Source organism: Tsuneonella dongtanensis, from assembly GCF_001698205.1.
Taxonomy (GTDB): domain Bacteria; phylum Pseudomonadota; class Alphaproteobacteria; order Sphingomonadales; family Sphingomonadaceae; genus Tsuneonella; species Tsuneonella dongtanensis.
In genome coordinates, this window is sequence record NZ_CP016591.1 from 1,039,507 (window position 1) to 1,058,609 (window position 19,103).

17 protein-coding genes and 1 tRNA gene are annotated in these 19,103 nt (G+C 66.3%); 12 read left to right on the forward strand and 6 right to left on the reverse strand.

Annotated features, from left to right (window positions below; translation table 11 throughout):
- Positions 1-10: 10 nt before the first annotated feature.
- Positions 11-1,603 (reverse strand): hypothetical protein, encoded by a 1,593-nt coding sequence (locus A6F68_RS04905; RefSeq protein WP_067676986.1) that lies wholly within the window; start codon positions 1,601-1,603, stop codon positions 11-13.
- 310 nt (positions 1,604-1,913) lie between these two features.
- Between A6F68_RS04905 and A6F68_RS04910 the strand changes: the two genes are divergently transcribed.
- The 10 genes from A6F68_RS04910 (at position 1,914) to A6F68_RS04955 (ending at position 12,984) form a co-directional block, all read left to right on the forward strand.
- Positions 1,914-2,288, forward strand: a complete 375-nt coding sequence (locus tag A6F68_RS04910) for a hypothetical protein (protein WP_198152681.1) — start codon at positions 1,914-1,916, stop codon at positions 2,286-2,288.
- 148 nt (positions 2,289-2,436) lie between these two features.
- Positions 2,437-3,066: a lytic transglycosylase domain-containing protein gene (locus A6F68_RS04915; protein ID WP_067676990.1), complete on the forward strand. Its 630-nt coding sequence runs from the start codon at positions 2,437-2,439 to the stop codon at positions 3,064-3,066.
- 3 nt (positions 3,067-3,069) lie between these two features.
- The gene (locus A6F68_RS04920; protein WP_067676992.1) at positions 3,070-3,366 is read left to right on the forward strand and encodes a TrbC/VirB2 family type IV secretion system protein; all 297 of its coding nucleotides are present in this window, start codon (positions 3,070-3,072) and stop codon (positions 3,364-3,366) included.
- Between the two features lie 3 nt (positions 3,367-3,369).
- The gene (locus A6F68_RS04925; protein WP_067676995.1) at positions 3,370-3,651 is read left to right on the forward strand and encodes a VirB3 family type IV secretion system protein; all 282 of its coding nucleotides are present in this window, start codon (positions 3,370-3,372) and stop codon (positions 3,649-3,651) included.
- A gap of 16 nt (positions 3,652-3,667) precedes the next feature.
- On the forward strand, positions 3,668-6,112 hold the full coding sequence (locus A6F68_RS04930; protein WP_067676997.1) for a VirB4 family type IV secretion/conjugal transfer ATPase: 2,445 nt from the start codon (positions 3,668-3,670) through the stop codon (positions 6,110-6,112).
- Positions 6,109-7,278 (forward strand): TrbL/VirB6 family protein, encoded by a 1,170-nt coding sequence (locus tag A6F68_RS04935; RefSeq protein ID WP_067677000.1) that lies wholly within the window; start codon positions 6,109-6,111, stop codon positions 7,276-7,278. The genes A6F68_RS04930 and A6F68_RS04935 overlap by 4 nt, the downstream gene beginning before the upstream one ends.
- Positions 7,275-8,063 carry a TrbG/VirB9 family P-type conjugative transfer protein gene (locus tag A6F68_RS04940; RefSeq protein WP_067677002.1) on the forward strand — a complete coding sequence of 263 codons (789 nt, stop codon included), beginning with the start codon at positions 7,275-7,277 and terminating at the stop codon, positions 8,061-8,063. The genes A6F68_RS04935 and A6F68_RS04940 overlap by 4 nt, the downstream gene beginning before the upstream one ends.
- Positions 8,063-9,157: a TrbI/VirB10 family protein gene (locus A6F68_RS04945; RefSeq protein ID WP_232308200.1), complete on the forward strand. Its 1,095-nt coding sequence runs from the start codon at positions 8,063-8,065 to the stop codon at positions 9,155-9,157. The genes A6F68_RS04940 and A6F68_RS04945 overlap by 1 nt, the downstream gene beginning before the upstream one ends.
- A 4-nt stretch (positions 9,158-9,161) precedes the next feature.
- The gene (gene virB11 / locus A6F68_RS04950) at positions 9,162-10,154 is read left to right on the forward strand and encodes a P-type DNA transfer ATPase VirB11 (RefSeq protein ID WP_067677003.1); all 993 of its coding nucleotides are present in this window, start codon (positions 9,162-9,164) and stop codon (positions 10,152-10,154) included.
- 226 nt (positions 10,155-10,380) lie between these two features.
- Positions 10,381-12,984 carry a TonB-dependent receptor gene (locus tag A6F68_RS04955; RefSeq protein ID WP_067677005.1) on the forward strand — a complete coding sequence of 868 codons (2,604 nt, stop codon included), beginning with the start codon at positions 10,381-10,383 and terminating at the stop codon, positions 12,982-12,984.
- 54 nt (positions 12,985-13,038) lie between these two features.
- On the opposite strand, the gene A6F68_RS04960 is transcribed toward A6F68_RS04955, so the two are convergent.
- Positions 13,039-13,776 carry a queuosine precursor transporter gene (locus tag A6F68_RS04960; protein WP_067677007.1) on the reverse strand — a complete coding sequence of 246 codons (738 nt, stop codon included), beginning with the start codon at positions 13,774-13,776 and terminating at the stop codon, positions 13,039-13,041.
- Between the two features lie 58 nt (positions 13,777-13,834).
- Between A6F68_RS04960 and A6F68_RS04965 the strand changes: the two genes are divergently transcribed.
- Positions 13,835-13,911: transfer RNA gene (locus A6F68_RS04965), tRNA-Arg, on the forward strand.
- A gap of 49 nt (positions 13,912-13,960) precedes the next feature.
- Here A6F68_RS04965 and A6F68_RS04970 read toward each other — a convergent pair.
- Positions 13,961-16,711 carry a M16 family metallopeptidase gene (locus A6F68_RS04970; RefSeq protein ID WP_067677012.1) on the reverse strand — a complete coding sequence of 917 codons (2,751 nt, stop codon included), beginning with the start codon at positions 16,709-16,711 and terminating at the stop codon, positions 13,961-13,963.
- Positions 16,712-16,980: 269 nt separating this feature from the next.
- On the opposite strand from A6F68_RS04970, the gene A6F68_RS04975 reads away from it, so the two are divergent.
- On the forward strand, positions 16,981-17,424 hold the full coding sequence (locus tag A6F68_RS04975; protein WP_157096660.1) for a hypothetical protein: 444 nt from the start codon (positions 16,981-16,983) through the stop codon (positions 17,422-17,424).
- A 4-nt stretch (positions 17,425-17,428) separates the two neighbouring features.
- Here the strand turns inward: A6F68_RS04975 and A6F68_RS04980 are convergent, their stop codons facing one another.
- The 3 genes from A6F68_RS04980 to A6F68_RS04990 form a co-directional block, all read right to left on the reverse strand.
- Positions 17,429-18,199, reverse strand: coding sequence for an NUDIX hydrolase (locus A6F68_RS04980; RefSeq protein WP_067677014.1), 771 nt, complete (start codon positions 18,197-18,199; stop codon positions 17,429-17,431).
- 301 nt (positions 18,200-18,500) lie between these two features.
- Positions 18,501-18,830 carry a Grx4 family monothiol glutaredoxin gene (grxD, locus tag A6F68_RS04985; protein ID WP_067677017.1) on the reverse strand — a complete coding sequence of 110 codons (330 nt, stop codon included), beginning with the start codon at positions 18,828-18,830 and terminating at the stop codon, positions 18,501-18,503.
- Between the two features lie 35 nt (positions 18,831-18,865).
- Entirely contained in the window at positions 18,866-19,099 is a 234-nt protein-coding gene (locus A6F68_RS04990; RefSeq protein ID WP_067677019.1) for a BolA/IbaG family iron-sulfur metabolism protein, read from the reverse strand.
- Positions 19,100-19,103: the final 4 nt, after the last annotated feature.

Consider the following 19,103-nt stretch of genomic DNA (forward strand, 5'->3'; position numbering starts at 1 on the left):
CAGGTGTCGATCAGAAAACGCGAATGTCGGTGCAGGCGAGCGCGCCGCGCAGGTCGGCTACGTCGCTGTTGCAGGTCCAGTCGCGCGTCCAGGTGTCGCTCGGACCGCTGAAGGCGCCGATGTAGTTAACCTGCTGGAAGAAGCTGCTGATCGAGCCGAGGCCCGTCGCAGCGACCACCGCCGATTCGTTGCTGCCGTTGGCAATCCGACCGACGCTCGATCCGGTCAGGAACTGGAGCGTGTTCGTGAACGCGCGGGTCACATTGGAGTTGGCCGCGTTGCTCAGCGCGGTTTCCTCGAACGTGTCGCTGTCGGCATCGATCAGAACCTGACAGTCGAACACGACCGAGAGGAACCGCGGCGGGCCGCGGTCAGCGGTGCCGTTGTAGGTGCCTGCAGCCTGCACGGTCTCGGCGTTGTCGACGTCGAGACAGCCCTGCGTGCCGCCGACCCGGGCGACTACGATGCCGTTGACGAAGTCGATGTCTGCACCGCCACGCAGCCGGATCGCGGGCTCGTTCGGAGTGGTCTGGAGCAGGGTGAAGTTGGCGAGCTTGAGGTACTGGCGCGGGCTGGCGTCGTTCGCCGCCGAGCTGTCGATCTCGAGCATGTTCTGGCCGCCGATGCTGTCGCCGACCGTGCCGTTGGCGCGCCGGGCAGCGAACAGGAACTGCACGGAGCCGATGTAGCCGTTGTCGGTATCAAGTGAATCGTCGGCTATGCCGGTCATCACCAGGTGATCCATGTTCTGCGTGCCGCCGAACGATTCGATACCATCGTCGAGGCTGTTATGGATTTGCAGGTAGCTCATGACAGTGCCCGAGCCGACGCCGCCCGTGGTGATGCCCTGGATCTCGCTGCCGCCCGAGCCGACCCCGGTGAAGTTCACCTGGACGTAGCGGAGCGTGCCCGAGCTGTCGTTGGCGACATTGCCGCCGAACAGGGTGTCCTGGGCCACGCCTTCGGCCTTGCGCCAGCAGCCTGCGGCGCCGCCGGTGGTCGAGGTCGAAACGGTCGGATCGCAGTCCGATACCGGTGCCCGGCCGTTGATGATCAGTCCGCCCCACAGGTTGTCGGTCGCTTCGGTCAGCCCCGCGCCTGTCAGGTTGGCGAGCGCGGTGAAGATGATCGGCTGGGCCTGGGTGCCGTCGGCGTTCAGGCGCGATCCGCGGTTGACGACCAGGGTGGTCTCGCGCGTGGCGGCGAAAACCGTCACGCCGGGCAGGACGTTGAGCGTCGCTGCCGCACCGCCCGTCAGGTCGACGTCACGGCCCACGTCGGTGCGGCCGCTCATCGAGTACATGATGCCGTCGGCGCGGCGCCCGCTGAGGGTGAGCGTGCCCGAAATCAGGCTGGGCACGACGCAATTGCGAACGGTGCCGCGGCTGTTCTGCAGCGCGACTGTGCCGCCGTCGGTCGTGCCCGGGGTGCATGAGGCTGCCGCGGTGACCGACCCGCCCGGAACGCTCGTCGGCGTCGGGGTCGGTGCGGGTGCCGGATTGACGATGATCGGCCCGCCGGGCGCGACGACGTCGTCGGCACCACAAGCAGTCAACGCGAGCGCACTGCATCCTGCAAGGACGAGGCCCTGAAACTTCTGCACGATTGAATTCCCCTCATGTCGCGGAAACGGGCGATACTCGATCGCCTCGACTCGCGGACTAGTCGGGGGAGGTGACAGTTTCTTTGCAAACTCGTCAGGTTTGCGACATGACTGATATTTGACGAGAATATTACATTTACGACGAAGCAACAATATTACGCAGTTGCACCGTGGGTGTTCTCCGGCGCGAGGTGGACCTCGTTGAGCGGAGGGAAATATTACAAGTCAGTGACAATGTTTCAGATATGTTGCAATTGCCCGCGACGGCGATGATTATGATCCCCGTGGCCATTGAGAGCCGGGAGAGAGAATGATGTCGTTGATGCTTGCAACCTCGATCCTCGTGATCGCGCCGGTCCCGCAGGTGGAGCAGGTCGACGTGGCCTTTGACCAGCTGTCCGCCGGGCGCAACGGAGAGGCGATCGCTCGGCTCGAAACCACCGGCGCGGAGGCAGAGGGCCATCCCGCAGGTCTGATCAATCTTGGTGTGGCGCATGCCCGGCGCGGGGACGAAGCCGAAGCCCGGCGCCTGTTTCAGCGCGCTGCCGCGATGACCCAGCGTTACGAGCTCGAAACCGCGAGCGGCACCTGGGTCGACAGTCGTTCGCTCGCGCTGAAGGCGCTGGCCGCGCTCGATCGTGGCGCATTGGGCTCGGCGAGCGCGACCCGCACCGCCCGCCGCTGATTTTCCCTTTCCCCAATGGGGCTTGTCGGCCCGCCGGTTCGCGCCGGCGGGCTGATTTTTTGCTGATGGTTTAACGATCCCGGTTCAGGAATCTGTCACCCGCCTGTCATTTAGTGTAGGCACGGGGACCCGGACGGAGGGTTGTGCGATGATTCTTGCCCGCGCGGGCATTGGGACGGCGATTGCGCTCTTGTGCGCCGCGGCTCCCGCGCATGCCGACGTGATGGAGATCGGGCCGACGGGTCCGCGCTGGATTTCCGGCGCTCTCGCGGTCGCGCCGGCGCCAGTCGAGGCCGCCGAGGACCCGGGACTTGTCGAACTGTCCGCCGATTTCGCCGTGCCGCCGTCCGCTGTCGCCGACGCTGCGGCGCAGTCGGGAATCGTGCCGGCGCTCTATGCCGCCAAGGTCGCCGAACTCGCACGCCGCTTCGATCTCAGTCCGACCCTGATCGAGGCGGTGGTCTGGCAGGAAAGCCGCTGGAATGCCGCGGCCCGCTCGCCGGTGGGCGCCCGCGGGCTCGCACAACTGATGCCCGGCACCGCGCGGTACCTCGGCGTCAATCCGGACGATCCGTTCGCCAATCTCGAAGGCGGGGCGCGTTACCTGCGCGAGCAGATGGACCGCTTCGACGGCGACATCGAAAAGGCGCTCGCCGCCTACAACGCGGGTCCGGGGCGGGTCATCGCCGCCGGCGGCATCCCGCGCATCCGCGAAACTCAAGGGTATGTGGCCGCCATAATGGGCCGCCTGTCCGACCACTCACGAAAGCCCAACTGATCCATGCTTCGTTTCGTACGTTTTCTTCCCGTTTCACTGCTCGCCGTTTCGAGCGCCGCCTTCGCGCAGGACCCGCAAGGGTCGGGCCCCATCGTCGCGGCGCTGTCGTGGTTGCAAGGCACGCTGCTTGGCAACGTCGCCACGGCCGTCGCTGTGATGGCGGTCGCCGCGGTAGGGTTCATGATGCTGACGGGTAGGCTCAACTGGCGTTTCGGCGCGACCGTGATCATCGGCGTGTTCATCCTGTTCGGATCGGCGAGCATCGTCGCCGGCATCCAGGGCGCGGCGGCCGGGACCTGAGCGATGGAACTCGTGCGCCATCCCGTCCATCGCGCGCTCACCCGCCCGCAGATGTTCGCGGGGGTGACCTACAACTATTTCATCATCAACTTCGCGCTGACGACGGAACTGTTCCTGATCACCGGCAGCTGGTGGGCGCTGCCCGCCGCGCTGGTGTTCCACGGCATCGGCTACTTCGCCTGCCTGCGCGAACCGCGTATCTTCGACCTGTGGCTGACCAAGGTCAGCAAATGTCCCCGCGTTCCGAACTGGAAGCGCTGGGGCTGCAACAGTTACGCCGCCTGACGAGAAGGAGACGGCGATGAGCAAATGGATCGGCGCCGCCGCCTGGAGCGCGAAGGAAGCGCGCGCGGGCGATCGGCTGCCTTATGCGAAGCTGATCGACGGGAACACCGTCCTGCTGCGCGACGGCAGCGTGATGACCGCGCTGCAGGTGCCCGGCCTGCTGTTCGAAACCGAGGATTCGGACGCACTCAATCACCATGCCGCCACCCGTGAGGTGATGCTGCGTTCGACGCTCGATGCGCGCTTCGTGCTCTACCATCACGTCATCCGCCGCCGGGTGCAGATCGAGCTCGAGGCCGAGTTCCCCGATCCGCTGACCGCGCACATCGACCGGCGCTGGAAGGAGCGGCTGGCCGGCGGCTCGCTGTTCGTGAATGACCAGTTCGTCACGCTCATCCGCCGGCCGGCACGCGGCAAGGCCGGCCTGGCCGAAAAGGCATCCAGGATGTGGAGCCGGAAAGGCCAGCGCGAGGTCGAGGCCGATCCCAGGGACGTGCGTGCCCTCAAAGCCGCCGCGACCGGACTCGTCGCTTCGCTGCAAGCCTACGGCGCGGCGCTGCTCGACGATTACGAAGGGCCGAGTGGGGCGACCAACAACGAGATCCTCGAGCTTCTGTCGGCGCTCTACAACGGCGAAATGCGCCCGGTCCGCCGCCCCGCGGACGAAACCGACATCGGGCAGATGCTGCCGTATCGCCGCGCGAGCTTCGGGCTCGACGCGATGGAGCTGCGCGGTTCGGGCGAACCCGATTTCGCCGCGCTTCTCAGCCTCAAGGATTATCCCGAAGCGACCAGCCCGGGTCTGCTCGATGCGCTGCTGCGTCAGCCGTTCGAGATGGTCGTCAGCGAAAGCTACGCTCCGTCCGAACGCACGACGGCGCGCGAGCGGATGGACCTCGCGATCCGACGCCTCAAGTCGGCCGACGAGGAAGCGATGGCCGAGCGGCACGACATGCTCGCCGCTCGCGATGCCCTCGGGAACGGCGCGGTCGGCTTTGGCGACCATCACCTGACCGTGCTGGTGCGCGAGCGCAGCTTGCCCTCGCTCGACGAAGCGACCGCGGCCTGTGCCGCGGCGCTCGCCGATACCGGCGCGATCGTCGTGCGCGAGGATACCAATCTCGAACCCGCGTTCTGGGCACAGTTCCCCGGCAACGAGGCCTATATCGCCCGCCGCGCGATGATCTCGAGCGCCAACATGGCCAGCTTCGGCTCGTTCCATGGCATGGCCTTGGGTCAGGCCGACGGGAACCACTGGGGCGAAGCGGTCACGCTGCTGCAGACCACCAGCCAGACGCCGTTCTTCTTCAACTTCCACACCGGCGATCTCGGCAACTTCACCGTCATCGGCCCATCGGGCAGCGGCAAGACCGTGGTGATGAATTTCCTCGCCGCGCAGGCGCAGAAATTCAGCCCCAGGACGATCCTTTTCGACAAGGACCGGGGTGCTGAACTCTTCATCCGCGGAATCGGCGGACGGTACGACCGGATCGCCAGCGGAGAGCCGACCGGGTTCAACCCGCTCGCCCTGCCCGATACGCCGGGCAACCGCGCGTTCCTGCGCGAATGGCTCGCCGTGCTGCTCAAGGCCGAAGGGCCGGAGGAATTGGCGACCATCGCGGGCGCGGTCGACGCGGCCTATGCCAACGACGCGTCGCTGCGCCGCCTCAGGCATTTCCGCGAGCTTTTGTCGGGGGCGAAGCGGCCGCAGCCGGGCGACCTTGCCGACCGGCTCTCGGCGTGGATTTCGGGCGGCGAGCACAGCTGGCTGTTCGACAACGACCACGACCGGCTAGACCTGTCGCAGCGCGTGCTCGGCTTCGACATGACCGCGCTGCTCGAAAGCCCGCGTCTGCGCACGCCGACGATGATGTACCTGTTCCACCGGATCGAGGAGCGGCTCGACGGAAAGCCGACGATGCTCCTGATCGACGAGGGCTGGAAAGCGCTCGACGACGAGGTCTTCGCCGCGCGCATCCGCGACTGGCTGAAAACGCTGCGCAAGCGCAATGCGCTCGTCGGCTTCGCGACGCAGTCGGCGCGTGACGCGCTCGAAAGCCGCATCGCGACTGCGCTCGTCGAGCAGACCGCGACGATGATCTTCATGCCCAATGCCCGCGCCCGGGCCGAAGACTACTGCGACGGGTTCGGCCTGACCCAGCACGAACTCGCGCTGATTCGCTCCCTCCCGGCGCATAGCCGGGCGTTCCTGATCCGCCAGCCGGACGCCAGCGTCGTCGTGCGGCTCGACCTGTCGGGCGCGCCCGAGGTGCTCGCGGTGCTTTCGGGCAGGGAAAGCACGGTCCGGAGGCTCGACCTGCTGCGCGAGGCGGTGGGCGACAACCCTGCAGACTGGTTCCCGCCGCTCACCGGCCATGCCTGGCCCGGCGGTTCGACCATCGACGAGGCGCCGATCGGGGGAGGCGGGGGCGAAGTGCCCTTCCGCCTCGCCGCCGAATGAGCGCGGCCTGCGATCAGGCCGCAAAGGGCGTCGGCAACGGCGTCGCCGCGGCGCTGCAGGCGGTCGATTGCGTCGCCGCCGAAACCACCGCGGCCGCGTTCGGCCGCCTCTTCGCACCGGGCGGTGCGCTCGTCACGGTGCTGACGATCCTCCTGACGCTGTTCGTGGCGTGGTTCGGCATCAACCTGCTGCTCGGCCGGGCGAACCTTTCGGTCCGCTCGCTCACCCCGCGGATGATGACGATCGGCGTGGTGCTGACGCTGGTGACGAGCTGGGTCGCCTACAGCACGCTCTTATGGAACCTCGCGGTCGGCGGGCCCGACTGGATCGCGGGCGTCATCACCGGTGCCCGGGAAAGTGCAACGCAGGTCTTCGCGCAGAAGATCGACGTCGTCTTCCAGGCGCTCCAGCAGGCAAGCCCGCAGACCGAGGGCAAGGACATCGGGGCGTTCTCGCCAGAGGGCATGATGTGGCTCGGTGCGATGCTTTTCCTGCTCGGCACCGTGGGCGTGCTCGTGACGGCGCGCATCGGGCTTGCGGTGCTGGTGGCAATCGGGCCGGTTTTCGTGGTCATGGCGCTGTTTCCGGGCACGCGCGGGCTGTTCACCGGCTGGCTCAAAGGCCTCGTGATGCTGGCGCTCGTTCCGTTGTTCGCGGTTCTCGGGGGCAGCGTGATGCTGGAACTCGCAGTCCCGATCCTGGCCGCGCTCGTCGCCACGCCGGGGCAGGTCGATCCGCAGGCGGCGATGGCCTTCTTCGTCGTCGGCGCGGTCCATGCCGCGCTGATGATCATGGTGCTCAAGGTCGCGGGGACCATGGTCGCCGGCTGGCGCGTGTTCGGCCTGGTGCCCGACAAGGGCGACCGCGGCGAAAGCGGGGCGAGTGCCGCGCCGACCGTGGTGTCGGCGGCGGCCGCCGCGAGCCCTTCCGCTCAATCGTCCGCGGCAAGCGATCGCCGGATCCCGGTCGCCGCATTCGCCACCGCACCCGCCGCCAACGACGTCGTCGCGGCAAGCGGAGGCAGCCGCGATACCCGCGTCATCACCAACACCGTCGCTTCAGGTTCCGGTCAGGCGGCATCCGCCATGCCGGGGACCACGCGCGCCAAGGGGGTCGGCAGTCGGTTCCGGGCCCCGCCGCCGCGTCTCTCGGAGAAAATGAAATGATCCGCGCCAGCCTCGTGCTTGCACTCGCTGCCACTTCCGTTGCCGCTTCTGCGCAGGATGCGCGGATCGTCGAGCGTTTCTACGATGCCGGCAAGATCGTCCGCATCGAAGGCCGCACCAAGGTCCAGGCGACGATCCAGTTCGGCGAGGACGAGCATATCGAGAACGTGGCGATCGGCGACAGCGAGGCGTGGCAGGTCACGCCGAACAAGCGGGCCAACCTGCTGTTCGTGAAGCCGCTCGCGCCCAACGCGTCGACCAACATGACCGTCGTCACCGACCGGCATACCTACCTGTTCGATCTCGTCGCGAGCGCCGGCGCCAAGCCGCTCTACGTCCTGCGGTTCACCTATCCTGAAGAGCCCAAGCCGGCCGTTCGCATGGCCGAGAGCGGGGCTCCGACCGAGGACGAGATCGCCGCGATCACCCAGCCGCAGGCGGTGACCGACCCAGCCGAGCTCAACTTCGCCTGGGAGGGCAAGGGCGATCGCAAGCTGCTTCCCGCGCGCACCTACGACGATGGCAGCGCGACCTTCCTCGCCTGGCCCGCGGGCAGTCCGGTTCCGGCGATCCTGATCAAAGATGCCGCGGGTACCGAAGGGCCGGTCAACTTCACCGTGCGCGGCGACGTGATCGTCGTCGACGGGGTCCCGCGCGAGATCGTGCTGCGTTCGGGCAAGGACGCCGCGACGTTGATCAACAGCGGCCCAGCCAAGGCTGCTCCGCCGAGCCCGCAGGCTGCACTGGCCCGTTCCGACATGCCGATTTCAGGGGAGAACCGATAATGCGTCTCGCCATGCGACTGCCCGCGAAGAAGCCGGGCGACACCGCTACCGACAGCGACCCGCGCGAGGGGGAAAGCGCCGAGATCATCGATCTCGCCAGCCGCAACGCCTTTCCCGCGGTTACCCAGCGCAAGGGCAAGTCGGACGGATTCGGGCTTGCGGCCGGCGTAGCGGTCATCGGCCTGATCGGCGCGATCACCCTGTGGAGCATGAACGCGGCGCGGACCGACCAGCAACAAGTCGCCGCTGCTCCGCAACCGGTGCAACCGGCCCCGGTCGTCCCGCCGCAGGCAGTGACCACAGTCGCGCCGCCGCAGCAGGCGGTCGCGCCGCGCCCCGATCCGGCACCGCAGCCGGTCTATGCCCAGCCGGTGCAGCAGGTCCCGGGCGTGCGTGCCAATCCCTATTCCAACCCAACGGTGGTGTTCGACGCGAGCAACCTTGGCGGCGGTCTTGGCGAAGCGGTCACCGGCGCGCCCGGCCAGGCAACGCCGGGCGGCGGCAGTGCGAACGACTTCGCCAGCCGGGTCGGCGGGGTAGGCGGCGCACCCGCTCAGGCAAGCGCCATGGTCAATCCGCAAACCACGGTGACCCAAGGCACGCTGATCCCGGCAGTGCTCGAGACCGCGATCAACACCGACGTCCCCGGCTATGTCCGCGCGGTGGTGAGCCAGGACGTGCGGAGCTTCGATGGCACGCGCATCCTCGTGCCCCGCTCGAGCCGGCTGATCGGCCAATACCAGTCGGGACTGCAAGGCGGGCAGAAGCGCGCCTACGTTATCTGGACCCGGCTGATCCGGCCCGATGGTGCTTCGGTGAACCTGGCCTCTCCAGCGGTCGGTTTCGACGGGACGACGGGGCTCGAAGGCAAGGTGAACAGCCACTTCTTCAAGCGCTTCGGCTCGTCGATGTTGCTCTCGGTGATTGGCGGTCTCGCCACCGGCGGAGCCTCGGTCGTTCTCGGCGGCGGGACCAGCGCGGCTTCGACAGCGCTCCAGCAGGACGGGCAGATCGCCCCGACGGTGCGGGTCCGCGCCGGTGAGCCGATCCGCGTCTTCACGGCGCGCGATCTCGACTTCTCCGCGGTGAAGTGAGTTGATGACGGCAGACGTGCATCCGCTTCAGCCGGGGTCGTCTGCCGAGCGCAGCGTGTATCTCGACGCCTATCTCGCGCCCTTCCAGCGCTGGCTCGACGTCGACACGATCACCGAGATCCTCGTCAACCGGCCGGGCGAGGTGTGGATCGAGGATGCCGCCCATCCCGGCATGCAGCGGATCGAAGCCCCCGAGATCGACGACCGCCTTGTCCAGCGCCTTGCCGAACAGGTCGCGCGGGTCAGCCACCAGGGCATCAACCGCGAGCACCCGCTGCTCGGTGCGACGCTGCCGGACGGCGCGCGCGTGCAGTTCTGCGGCCCGCCGGCTGCGCGCAGGCACTGGGCGATGGCGATCCGGCGCCACCGCCGGCTCGACCTGCCGCTCGACGCCTACGACGCGGGCCCGCTCGGCGGGGACGTTCGTGCGCCGATGCCCGACGCGCAGGCCGAACCGATCGCCTTCCTGCGCGAGGCGATACGCCAGCGGCGCACGATCCTCATCTCGGGCGGGACCAGCACGGGCAAGACCACATTTCTCAACGCCATGCTCGGCGAAATACCGCACGGTGAGCGGGTTATCCTCGTCGAGGACACGCCCGAACTGCGCCTACCCGGCGAGAACGGTGTCGGCCTTGTCGCGGTCAAGGGCGAGCTGGGCGAGGCCAAAGTCACCGCGAACGAGTTGCTGCAAGCCGCGCTTCGCCTACGTCCAGACCGGATCGTGCTGGGCGAGTTGCGCGGGGCCGAAAGCGTCAGCTTCCTGCGTGCGATCAACACCGGGCATCCCGGCAGCTTCTCGACCATCCACGCGAACTCGCTGCGCGGCGCGCTCGAGCAGCTGGCGCTGATGGTCATGCAGACCGGCATCGGCCTCATGCGCAGCGACACCATCGCCTATGCCGCGGGCGTGATCGACGTGATCGTCCAGCTTGGCCGCGATGGAGAGGGCAAGCGCGGCATTACCGCGATCGCCGAGAGCGCCTCGATAGCCTGACCCGCGATATTGCCGAATGATGTTGCCAAAGTGCAACGCGCGCGCGGCCACCCATTCCGTAGCGTAAAACCGCTTCTCGCACGCTGGCGGCCAACAGCACGATTGTTGCGCTGGGGCCCAGCCGTCCGACCATGGCGCATAGCCATTGCAAGCCCATGAGAAATTGCATTACCTTGCCCATGATATGAGCCGCGCTTCAGACGGCCCAATCGATAGGAGAGGACACATGAGAGCCAAGGCTGCTCTGCTCGCAGGAATCTGCTTTTCCGCTTTTCCGGTCGCCGCATTCGCACAGGACACCGCCGATCAGGACGACGATGCCGACGTCATCATCGTTACGGCGACGCTTCGTCAGGCCGACGTCCAGGACATCCCGCTTGCGGTGACGGCGGTAGCGCCCGAAACCCTCGAGCGCCAAGGCGTAGTCGATATTAAGACCCTGTCGTCAATCTCGCCGAGCTTTAACATCCAGTCGTCGCAGACCGAAACGCAGGGCACCTCGATCAAAATCCGCGGTGTCGGCACTACCGGCAACAACACCGGCCTCGAAAGCTCGGTCGGCGTATTTATCGACGGGGTCTACCAGTCGCGGCCCGGCGTGGCGCTGGGCGACCTGCTGGACCTCGAGCGGCTGGAAATCCTCCGCGGACCGCAAGGCACGCTCTTCGGGCGCAACACTTCGGCCGGTGCCCTCAACATCACCACCCGGCGCCCCAACCTGAACCGGATCGAAGGCTTCGCGAACGCGACCTACGGCAATTTCGACTTCTTTAATGTCCAGGGCGGCGTGTCGCTTCCGCTCGCCGAGGGCGTAGCCGGGGTCCGCCTGTCGGGTGCCTATCGCAAGCGCGATGGGCTGCTGACCAGCTCGACGGGAGCAGAAAGCCTCAATCGCGACCGTTATATCCTGCGCGGCCAGCTCGTTTACGAGCCGACCGCCGATCTCTCGGTCCGCATCATCGGAGACTACTCGAAGGCGAGCGAGAACTGCTGCGATGCGGTGATCGTCCGCGAAACCGAGCTGGCGCCGTTCTTTGCGCTGCACGGACTGCCGCGCGATGGCGTGGAGGACTTCGGGCCCGGTGCAGTGCAGCGTCGCAATTCGAATGGGTCTTCGTTCAACAACTCGCAGAGGCAGTGGGGCATCTCGGGAGAGGTGACCTACGATATCGCAAGCTCCACCAAGCTGACCTACATCGGCGGCTATCGCAATTTCCGCGCCCGGTCAGATCAGGACTCCGAGTTCGTCAATCTCAATGTCTATTTCTCGGGTAACGGCGCCGACACCGGTGCGTTGACGGGCACACCCAACTTCCCGAGCAACGGCGGCCCGATCAAGACCATGACGCACGAGCTGCGGCTCCAGGGCTCGGCTTTCTCGGACAAGCTCGACTGGCTTATCGGCGCCTACTACTCGGACGAGAAGATCCGTGAGACGCAGGCCATGACGCTCGGATCGGCCTATCAGGCCTATGTCAGCGCGTTCAACTTCGGCGGCGCCCTCGGGGCCAATCCGCTCCTTCAGGTCACCAGGCTGGGTACCGGCGGTACGCTCGCGGGCATCCCGGGTGCGGCTGGCATTCCCATCACCGGCGGCACCGCGGTCAACGCTGCCGGCGATTACGCGATCAACCAGTTCGGGGCGGATTCGGAGAGCTTCTCGGTATTCACGCACAACGTCTTCGATCTGACCGACAATATCTCGGTCACGCTCGGTGCGCGGTACGTTGACGAGACCAAGGACGGCTTCTTCGACCAGATCGCCGCGCGATCGAACGCGTGCCAGGCGGTGGTCAACGCGATCGCATCCGGGCGTTCGGCTGCATTCGGGGCGACCCAGGCAAACTTCCTCGCCGCCACGTGCTTCCCGTTTGCGACTTCGACCGCGCTGACCCTGCCGGGCAGCACTACCCTTGCCAGTTCGGTCGCCACCCCGCCGCTCTCGTTCCTGCCGCGCGAATACAACACGAGGTTCAAGGACAACGAACTGACCTATACTGCGCAGGTCGCTTACAACACCAACCAGGGAACCCTGCTGTATGCAGGCCTCAGCCACGGCTTTAAGTCGGGCGGCTTCAACCTCGATCCAGCGGCGGCGACGACGTTCGCGGGGGGCGATCCGCGGTTCAAGTCGGAAAAGGTCGATGCCTACGAAGCGGGTATCAAGACCGAATTCGCCAACGGCCGCATCAAGGCGAACCTTGCGGTGTTCCATATGGACCTCACCGACTTCCAGGTGCTCGAATTCACTGGAATCCAGTTCATCACGTTCAACGTCGACAAGGCCAAGTCGACCGGTGCGGAACTCGAACTGTTCGGGCGGCTCGATCCGTACATCAACCTGAACCTCGCGCTGACGTATGCCGATTCGCGGTATCCGAGCGATTGCGCGGACAGCATCACGAACCCTGCGGTTCGTCCCTCGGCCGTTCGCCTTTGCGGCGCATCGCTGACCAACGCGCCCAAGTTCTCTGGCGTGTTCGGCGTGACGTATGACGGCCCCATCAACGATTCGGGGCTGGGCCTGCTCGCGGCGTTCAACGCCAACTACTCGAGCAGCCGCCGCACCTCTACCATCCCGCTCGATACCAACGGCCTGCCGATCCCGTTCGACATTCAGGAAGCGGCGATCAAGATGAACGCCCGTCTCGGCCTGTCGCTGCCGAACGAGCGGTTCGCGATCGAAGCGTGGGTCAACAACATCTCGAATGAAGTGACTCGCGGCATCACTGCAAACACGCCGCTCCGTGGTCCAGCCGGCGCGCGTTCGCGGATCGGCTTCATCGAGGAGCCGCGGACTTACGGCCTGACCGTCCGCACCAAGTTCTGAGCGGTCGCCGCCATAGCGAGAAACGGGGCCGGGGGGAAACTCCCGGCCCTTTTTCTATGCGGCCTTGCCGAAGGGCGAGAAGTTCGTGTCGCGGTCAAACACCTCGACCCCTTCGGCACGCTTGAGGCGGCCGACGACAACGTACGTGACCGGGGTGAGCAGCGCTTCCCAGGCGGTCTTGATCGCCCATTGCGAAACCACCACCATCATCAGCTGCTCGGGCGGCCAGCCGGCGAGGCCGTAGAACGCCAGCGGGTAGAAGATCAGGCTGTCGAGGCCCTGGCCGACGAAAGTCGATCCGATCGTCCGCAGCCACAGGTGGCGGCCTTCGGTCCAGACCTTGAGTTTCGCGAGCACGAAACTGTTGGCGAACTCGCCAACCCAGAACGCCGTCATCGACGCGAGCACGATGCGCCACGAATTGCCGAATACGAACTCGTAGGCCTCCTGGCCGGGCCAGCCTGCGGCCGGCGGCAGCTTGACCACCACCCACGCCATGAACGCCATGAAGGCAAGCGCTGCGAACCCGGTCCAGATCACTCGGCGCGCGCGGGCGTAGCCGTATACCTCGGTCAGGATGTCGCCAATGATGTAGCTGATGGGAAAGAACAGCACGCCCGCGCCGAACGACCATTCGCCGACCACGGGCAGCGTCACGTAGCTTGGCTTCGAAGCGCCGATGATGTTCGACAGCAGCAGGATGGCGACGAATGCCGCCATGATGATGTCGTAATAGCGGAAGTGCCGCGGCGCGGCGGCTTCCCCCTCGATCGCTGCCACCTTTTCGCTCATCGGCACGGGTTATCGCGATTTGTGCCCCGCGAAAAGCACGCTATGCGCGTGCCCGAGCGCGCCCGTAGTTCAACTGGATAGAGCACGAGCCTTCTAAGCTTGGAGTTGCAGGTTCGAGTCCTGCCGGGCGCGCCAAACCCTCCCGCCGCCCATTGCGGCGAGAGGGCCTGGCATTCGCGGCTGCTTACTGGCCCGCTGCCGGCTGGGGCAGCGCCCGCACTTCGAGCGCCTTTGCCGGATCGAGGTACCGCTGCGCGGCTGCCTGCAGGTCCTTCGCAGTAATCGCGTTCATGACGTCAGCCCGCTGGCGGCGCCGGTCGAGCAGCTCGGGCCGGCTCTGCGCCTCGGTGACGAGGCTCGACCACCCGCTGTTCTCGCGCAACTGGCGGTCCCAGCGCTGGACGATAGGCTGCCGCGCCCGCAGGATTTCATCCTCGCTCGGAGGAGCGGCGATGAGGCCTGCCGCAATACGCTTCACCGCAGCGGCCACGGTGTCCATCGATGCCGGCTCGGCGGGCGCGAAGGCCACGAGGAACCCGTAGTCGTCGAACGTGAGCGATGCACTGGACAGCGCCTGCGGGGTGTAGCTCGCACCCAGTTCCTCGCGCAGCACGTCGGTCAAACGGAGCTGCATCACCGCGGCGAGAAGTTCGCGCTCGAGCGTGTCCTTGTGATCCTTTCCGTCTTCGGTCGACCACGCAACCCCGATCAGGCCCTGGTCTGCGGCGCCGTTGTGCGGGATCGTCCGCACCGCCCTGTCGGCGGGGAAGACCAGCGGGCTGACCGGCGCTGATGCCGCCCCCGGTTCGCCTCGTGCCGACAGTGCGCCCAGCGTCGATGCGACCGCGGCGATCATGGCCGCCTCGTCGATGTCGCCCACGAGGCCGATCTCGATTCCGCCCTTGGAGAGCTGCGGTGTCAGCGCTGCACGCACATCGTCCATCGTGATGGCAGGGAGCGCGGCCGGGTCGCCCAGGCCGACACGATCGTCACCGCTCGCGAGCACGGTCGAAAGCGCCGAGCCGAACCGCTGAGTCGGGTTGCCGAGGATGTTCTTGGCGAGAACCGGCGCAACGCCGGCCCACTGCGCGCCGGTCGTCGCGCGCCATGCGGGATCGGTGATCTGCGCGGCGATGAGCTTCAACTGCAGGCCGATGTCCTCGCGGGTCGAAGACCCGGCCGAAACGATGGCGTCGCCTTCGACCGAAAGTCCGGTCGATGCCTTGCGGCCGGCAAGGATGCGGCGAAGTTCTTCGGGGTCGTGCTGGCCCAGACCGTCGCTTTGGGTCATGATGCCCGCGGCGATGTCGAGCCCCGGCTTGCCTTGCGGGAACACGCGAGCGCCCGACCCGATTTCGGCCCGCCACAGGACCTGACCCGGCACGAAGTCGGTCTTCTTCATGTTGAGCTGGACGCCGTTGGCGAACCGCACGGTGCGGATGCCGAGGTCGGCGATCGTGGTATCGGCCACGACCTTGCCTGCGGGACCGAACGTTTCATAGGCGAACGCCTTCGTCACTTCCTCGACCGGAGCAGTGACCGCGACCTTCGCGCTTTCCGTCAGCGCGGCTGCGATGGCGGGGTTTCCGCCTTCGACGACGGTCTTGGTGGACACGTGGACCAAGGTCGGTCCGCCGTCCCACAAGCCGGCGAAAGCGGCGCTGACCGCAGCGGCATCGATCGAATCCGAGATCGCCTGGTATGCGGCAAGTGCGGTCTCAGGGGCCAGGGGTACCTGGTCGGAGAGCGAAGCGCGGGTGAGTGCGTCTGCGATCGCGCTGCTCTTGCGCCCGTCGGCCTGTTCGGCCGCGTTCTTGAGATTGGCGAGGATGTTGGCCTTGATTTCGGTGATCTCGCTGGCCGTGAAACCGTACTGCCGCGCCCTGCGAAGCTGCTGCTCGCCTATAGTGGTCGCGGCCTTCCATTCACCGTCCTTGGCGATCACGAGCAAGGTGGCGACCTGCGCGCTGCGCCCGAGGTCCTGCGCCATGGCCTGGCCGCCGATGATCGGGCTGCCGTCCTGCCGGGCGAGGGCATTGAAGCGGTTGGCGAGCGCCTGGTTGGCGATCGCCTCGAGATAGTCGCGGCGGACATCGGCGACGGTGTTTGTCGCGGTACGCGCCGGGGTGACCCGGTCGAACTGGATCAGTTCGGCGATCGACGGATCGGAAAAGGTCGCGACGACCGGCTGAGCCGGTACGGCAATCGTGGGAAGATAGTTCTCGCGGGCTTCGCCGGTCCCCTTCCGGCCCGAGAAGCGCTTCTTGATCTCGGCCTCCATCGCATCGACGTCGACGTCGCCGACCACGACCAGCGTCGCCCGTTCGGGGCGATAATAGCCGTTGTAATAGGCCCGCAGGCCCTCGGCGCTGATCGCGCGGATGGAGTCGGGATCGCCGACGAGTTGCGGACCGAACCGCGAACCGGGGATACCCTTCTGCAGCAGGTCAAGCAGGCGGCGCAGCGGCGGCGTATTCCGCTGGTTGTATTCGGACACCAGGATGCCGCGCTCGCGGTCGACCGCGGCCTGCGCGATCGTCAGCTCCGAGGCGATCTCGCGCATGACAGTGAAGCCCGCGTCGACGGTCTCGGGATTGAGGTTCGGCAGGTCGAGCTTGTAGGTCGTGTGCTCGATATCGGTTTCGGCGTTGGAGTCGGCGCCAAAGGCCAACCCGAGCCGTTCGAGCCGCTTGATGAGTTCGCCTTCGGGAATGTTGGTCGATCCGTTGAAGGCCATGTACTCGACGAAGTGCGCGGCGTTTATCTCGCCGTCGGCCTCTTCGCGCTTGCCCACGTCGAAGGCCATGCGGATCGCGGCCGCGGCCTTGGGGTTCTCGTGGTGCTTGATCGCGTAGCGCATGCCGCTGGGCAGGGTCCCGAACCGGACAGCGGGATCGGCGGGCAGGTCGCTGCTGGTGATCTCCCACGCGGGCACGCCGCCCTGCTGCTACTTGGCGGGCGCTACCTGCGCAGCAACCGGAAACACCAGTGCGGTAGCGCCTGCGACAGCGAAGGCGGAGGCGCGCAAGGCAAGCGAAGCGAAGGCAAGCCGACGAAGCGGCTGCCGGAATGTGCGACCCATGATGAAAATCCCCTCGAAGAATGATCGTGGGGGGGGAAGGCTAACGGCGCCAGGCGATGGGATCAAGGTAAGCCGGACTTTTTCTCGCCTTAGCGGCCATTTTCGAATGATACGTGGCGAGCATGGATGAATCTCGTCTGCGCGACCGTTTTCTCCTCATCGAGATATCAGAGGAGGAACATACCGTGCGAACCGGAACCATCGTGATTGCCGTCATGCTCGCCGCAGCGCCGCATTACATCGCGGCCGCGGAAGGCAAAGCCAATGCGTCGGTCGAGGCCGAGACGGAGATCACCGTCGCCGCCTCGATGCTGCCGATCGCGGTCAGCAACGACAGCAACAAGTACTGGCTCGACTACCAGACCGACGTCAGCGAGGCGAAGCGCGAACTGGCCTCCGACCTCGATCGTGCAACCGACGAAGAGGACGTCCGCGAGGCGTGGGCCGAGTACTACCGCGAACTCCACGACGCGCAGAAGGACTATTCGAAGGAAATGGCCGAGCGCGGCTATCGGGTGGCCGACTTCAAGACCGATGCCGACATCATGGTGGCCTTGCTGCGTTGAGGCATCAGGCCCGGGCGGCGCTGCTCAGCGGCTCGCCCGGGACCGGGTATCCGGCGTCGTCGGGTATCATCAGCCATTTCTCGCCGTCGCGCTCTTCCATCCAGGGCGTGATCGTCTTGACCGGGATCGCCTCGGCCTGGTCCCGGGCCTCGGCGAAGGTGCCGAACAGGGCGAGACGCTCGAGATTGCGGCGGGTGGGAAAGATCAGCGCGATCTCGCCGCGGTCGGCTGCGTCGAGCGCGCCCTGCGCGGTTGTCCAGAACAGGTGGGTCGTCTCGGTTTCGTCGATTTCCAGCTCGACCGCGCCCGTACCCAGGTCGGCGAGGTAAAAGCGCGTGTCGAATATGCGCGGAATCCGCTCGTTCTTGGGATGCCAGCGGGCAAACGGCACCACGCTGCCGAGCTCGAGTGTCCAGCCCATCGCGGCAAGAACGGGCGCCAGGCTGCCGTCAGCCAGCAGGAGTTCGCGCGCGCGCCTGACCTCGTCGGCGGTGGGCCGTTCCCGAATCCCGATCGCAAGCCCGGTCTCTTCGAGCGCCTCGCGAACCGCTGCGATGCGGTGGGCGATCTCGTCGGTGTCGCCTGGAAGGTGCGCTGCCAGCACCCGGTCTGCTTCGTCGACGCGCCCTCCGGGGAACACGGCCATTCCGCCCGCGAATGCCATCGCGGTATGGCGGATGGTCATCAGAATCTCGGGCGGACCTTCATCCCTGGCGCGGCGAAAGACCACAACGGTGGCAGCGGGGATGGTGGGTCTGGATTCGCTGTCGCTCATGGACCGACTGTGGCGCGCGATCGGTTGCATGCCAACACCGATTGTCGGCGCTGGCTTGTCGGGATTCCTTACACACTGGTTCTGGAGTTAATTTCCTTAACCATCGAAACGCGCGGTTTTCCGCGAATCCGCCGATCTGGCACGGACTGTGCAGAGAAGATGGCACCCCAACGGTCTTCCCATGAGGCGGGACCACCGGTCTCCGGTTCTGCCTCCCCGACCAAGATCCCATACGAAAAACCCGTCCGGCCTTACCCAGCCGGACGGGATTTTCTTTTCCGGATCCCGAGGGACCGAACAGTCAGCTGGCTGAGGCGACGCCCTTTTCGCCGAACATCGTCTGCAGCTCGCCGGCCTCGAACATCTCCATCATGATGTCGCTGCCGCCGACGAATTCGCCCTTCACGTAGAGCTGGGGGATCGTCGGCCAGTCGCTGAACGACTTGATGCCCTGGCGGATTTCCATGTCCTGCAGCACGTCGACGCTCTCGTAGGTCACGCCGCAATGGTCGAGGATCGATACCGCGCGGTTGGAAAACCCGCACTGGGGGAAGAGCGGAGTGCCCTTCATGAAGAGGACGACATCGTTGGCTTCGACGATGTCGGCAATACGCTGGGTGACGTCGGACATGGCCGATCCTTCCCTTTGGAATGGAGTATGGATGATCAGTTGGGAACGGCGGTCGTCAGTTGCAAGGCGTGGAGTTCCCCGCCCATCCGTCCACCGAGGGCATCGTAGACCAGCTTGTGCTGCTTCACCCGCGTGAGCCCGGCAAACTGCGGTGCGGTCACTCGCGCCGCCCAATGATCGTTGTCGCCGGCAAGATCGCGCATCTCGACGACCGCGCCCGGAAGCGCGGCCTCGATCATCGCGACGATATCGGCAGCCGCCATCGGCATGGGC

Bases quoted from the DNA above. Each gene is read 5' to 3' on its own strand.
- A6F68_RS04910 (WP_198152681.1), top strand. From the start codon at position 1,914: ATGATGTCGTTGATGCTTGCAACCTCGATCCTCGTGATCGCGCCGGTC.
- A6F68_RS04915 (WP_067676990.1), top strand. From the start codon at position 2,437: ATGATTCTTGCCCGCGCGGGCATTGGGACGGCGATTGCGCTCTTGTGC.
- A6F68_RS04920 (WP_067676992.1), top strand. From the start codon at position 3,070: ATGCTTCGTTTCGTACGTTTTCTTCCCGTTTCACTGCTCGCCGTTTCG.
- A6F68_RS04925 (WP_067676995.1), top strand. From the start codon at position 3,370: ATGGAACTCGTGCGCCATCCCGTCCATCGCGCGCTCACCCGCCCGCAG.
- A6F68_RS04930 (WP_067676997.1), top strand. From the start codon at position 3,668: ATGAGCAAATGGATCGGCGCCGCCGCCTGGAGCGCGAAGGAAGCGCGC.
- A6F68_RS04935 (WP_067677000.1), top strand. From the start codon at position 6,109: ATGAGCGCGGCCTGCGATCAGGCCGCAAAGGGCGTCGGCAACGGCGTC.
- A6F68_RS04940 (WP_067677002.1), top strand. From the start codon at position 7,275: ATGATCCGCGCCAGCCTCGTGCTTGCACTCGCTGCCACTTCCGTTGCC.
- A6F68_RS04945 (WP_232308200.1), top strand. From the start codon at position 8,063: ATGCGTCTCGCCATGCGACTGCCCGCGAAGAAGCCGGGCGACACCGCT.
- virB11 (WP_067677003.1), top strand. From the start codon at position 9,162: ATGACGGCAGACGTGCATCCGCTTCAGCCGGGGTCGTCTGCCGAGCGC.
- A6F68_RS04955 (WP_067677005.1), top strand. From the start codon at position 10,381: ATGAGAGCCAAGGCTGCTCTGCTCGCAGGAATCTGCTTTTCCGCTTTT.
- A6F68_RS04960 (WP_067677007.1), bottom strand. From the start codon at position 13,776: ATGAGCGAAAAGGTGGCAGCGATCGAGGGGGAAGCCGCCGCGCCGCGG.
- A6F68_RS04975 (WP_157096660.1), top strand. From the start codon at position 16,981: ATGGATGAATCTCGTCTGCGCGACCGTTTTCTCCTCATCGAGATATCA.
- A6F68_RS04980 (WP_067677014.1), bottom strand. From the start codon at position 18,199: ATGAGCGACAGCGAATCCAGACCCACCATCCCCGCTGCCACCGTTGTG.
- grxD (WP_067677017.1), bottom strand. From the start codon at position 18,830: ATGTCCGACGTCACCCAGCGTATTGCCGACATCGTCGAAGCCAACGAT.
- A6F68_RS04990 (WP_067677019.1), bottom strand. From the start codon at position 19,099: ATGCCGATGGCGGCTGCCGATATCGTCGCGATGATCGAGGCCGCGCTT.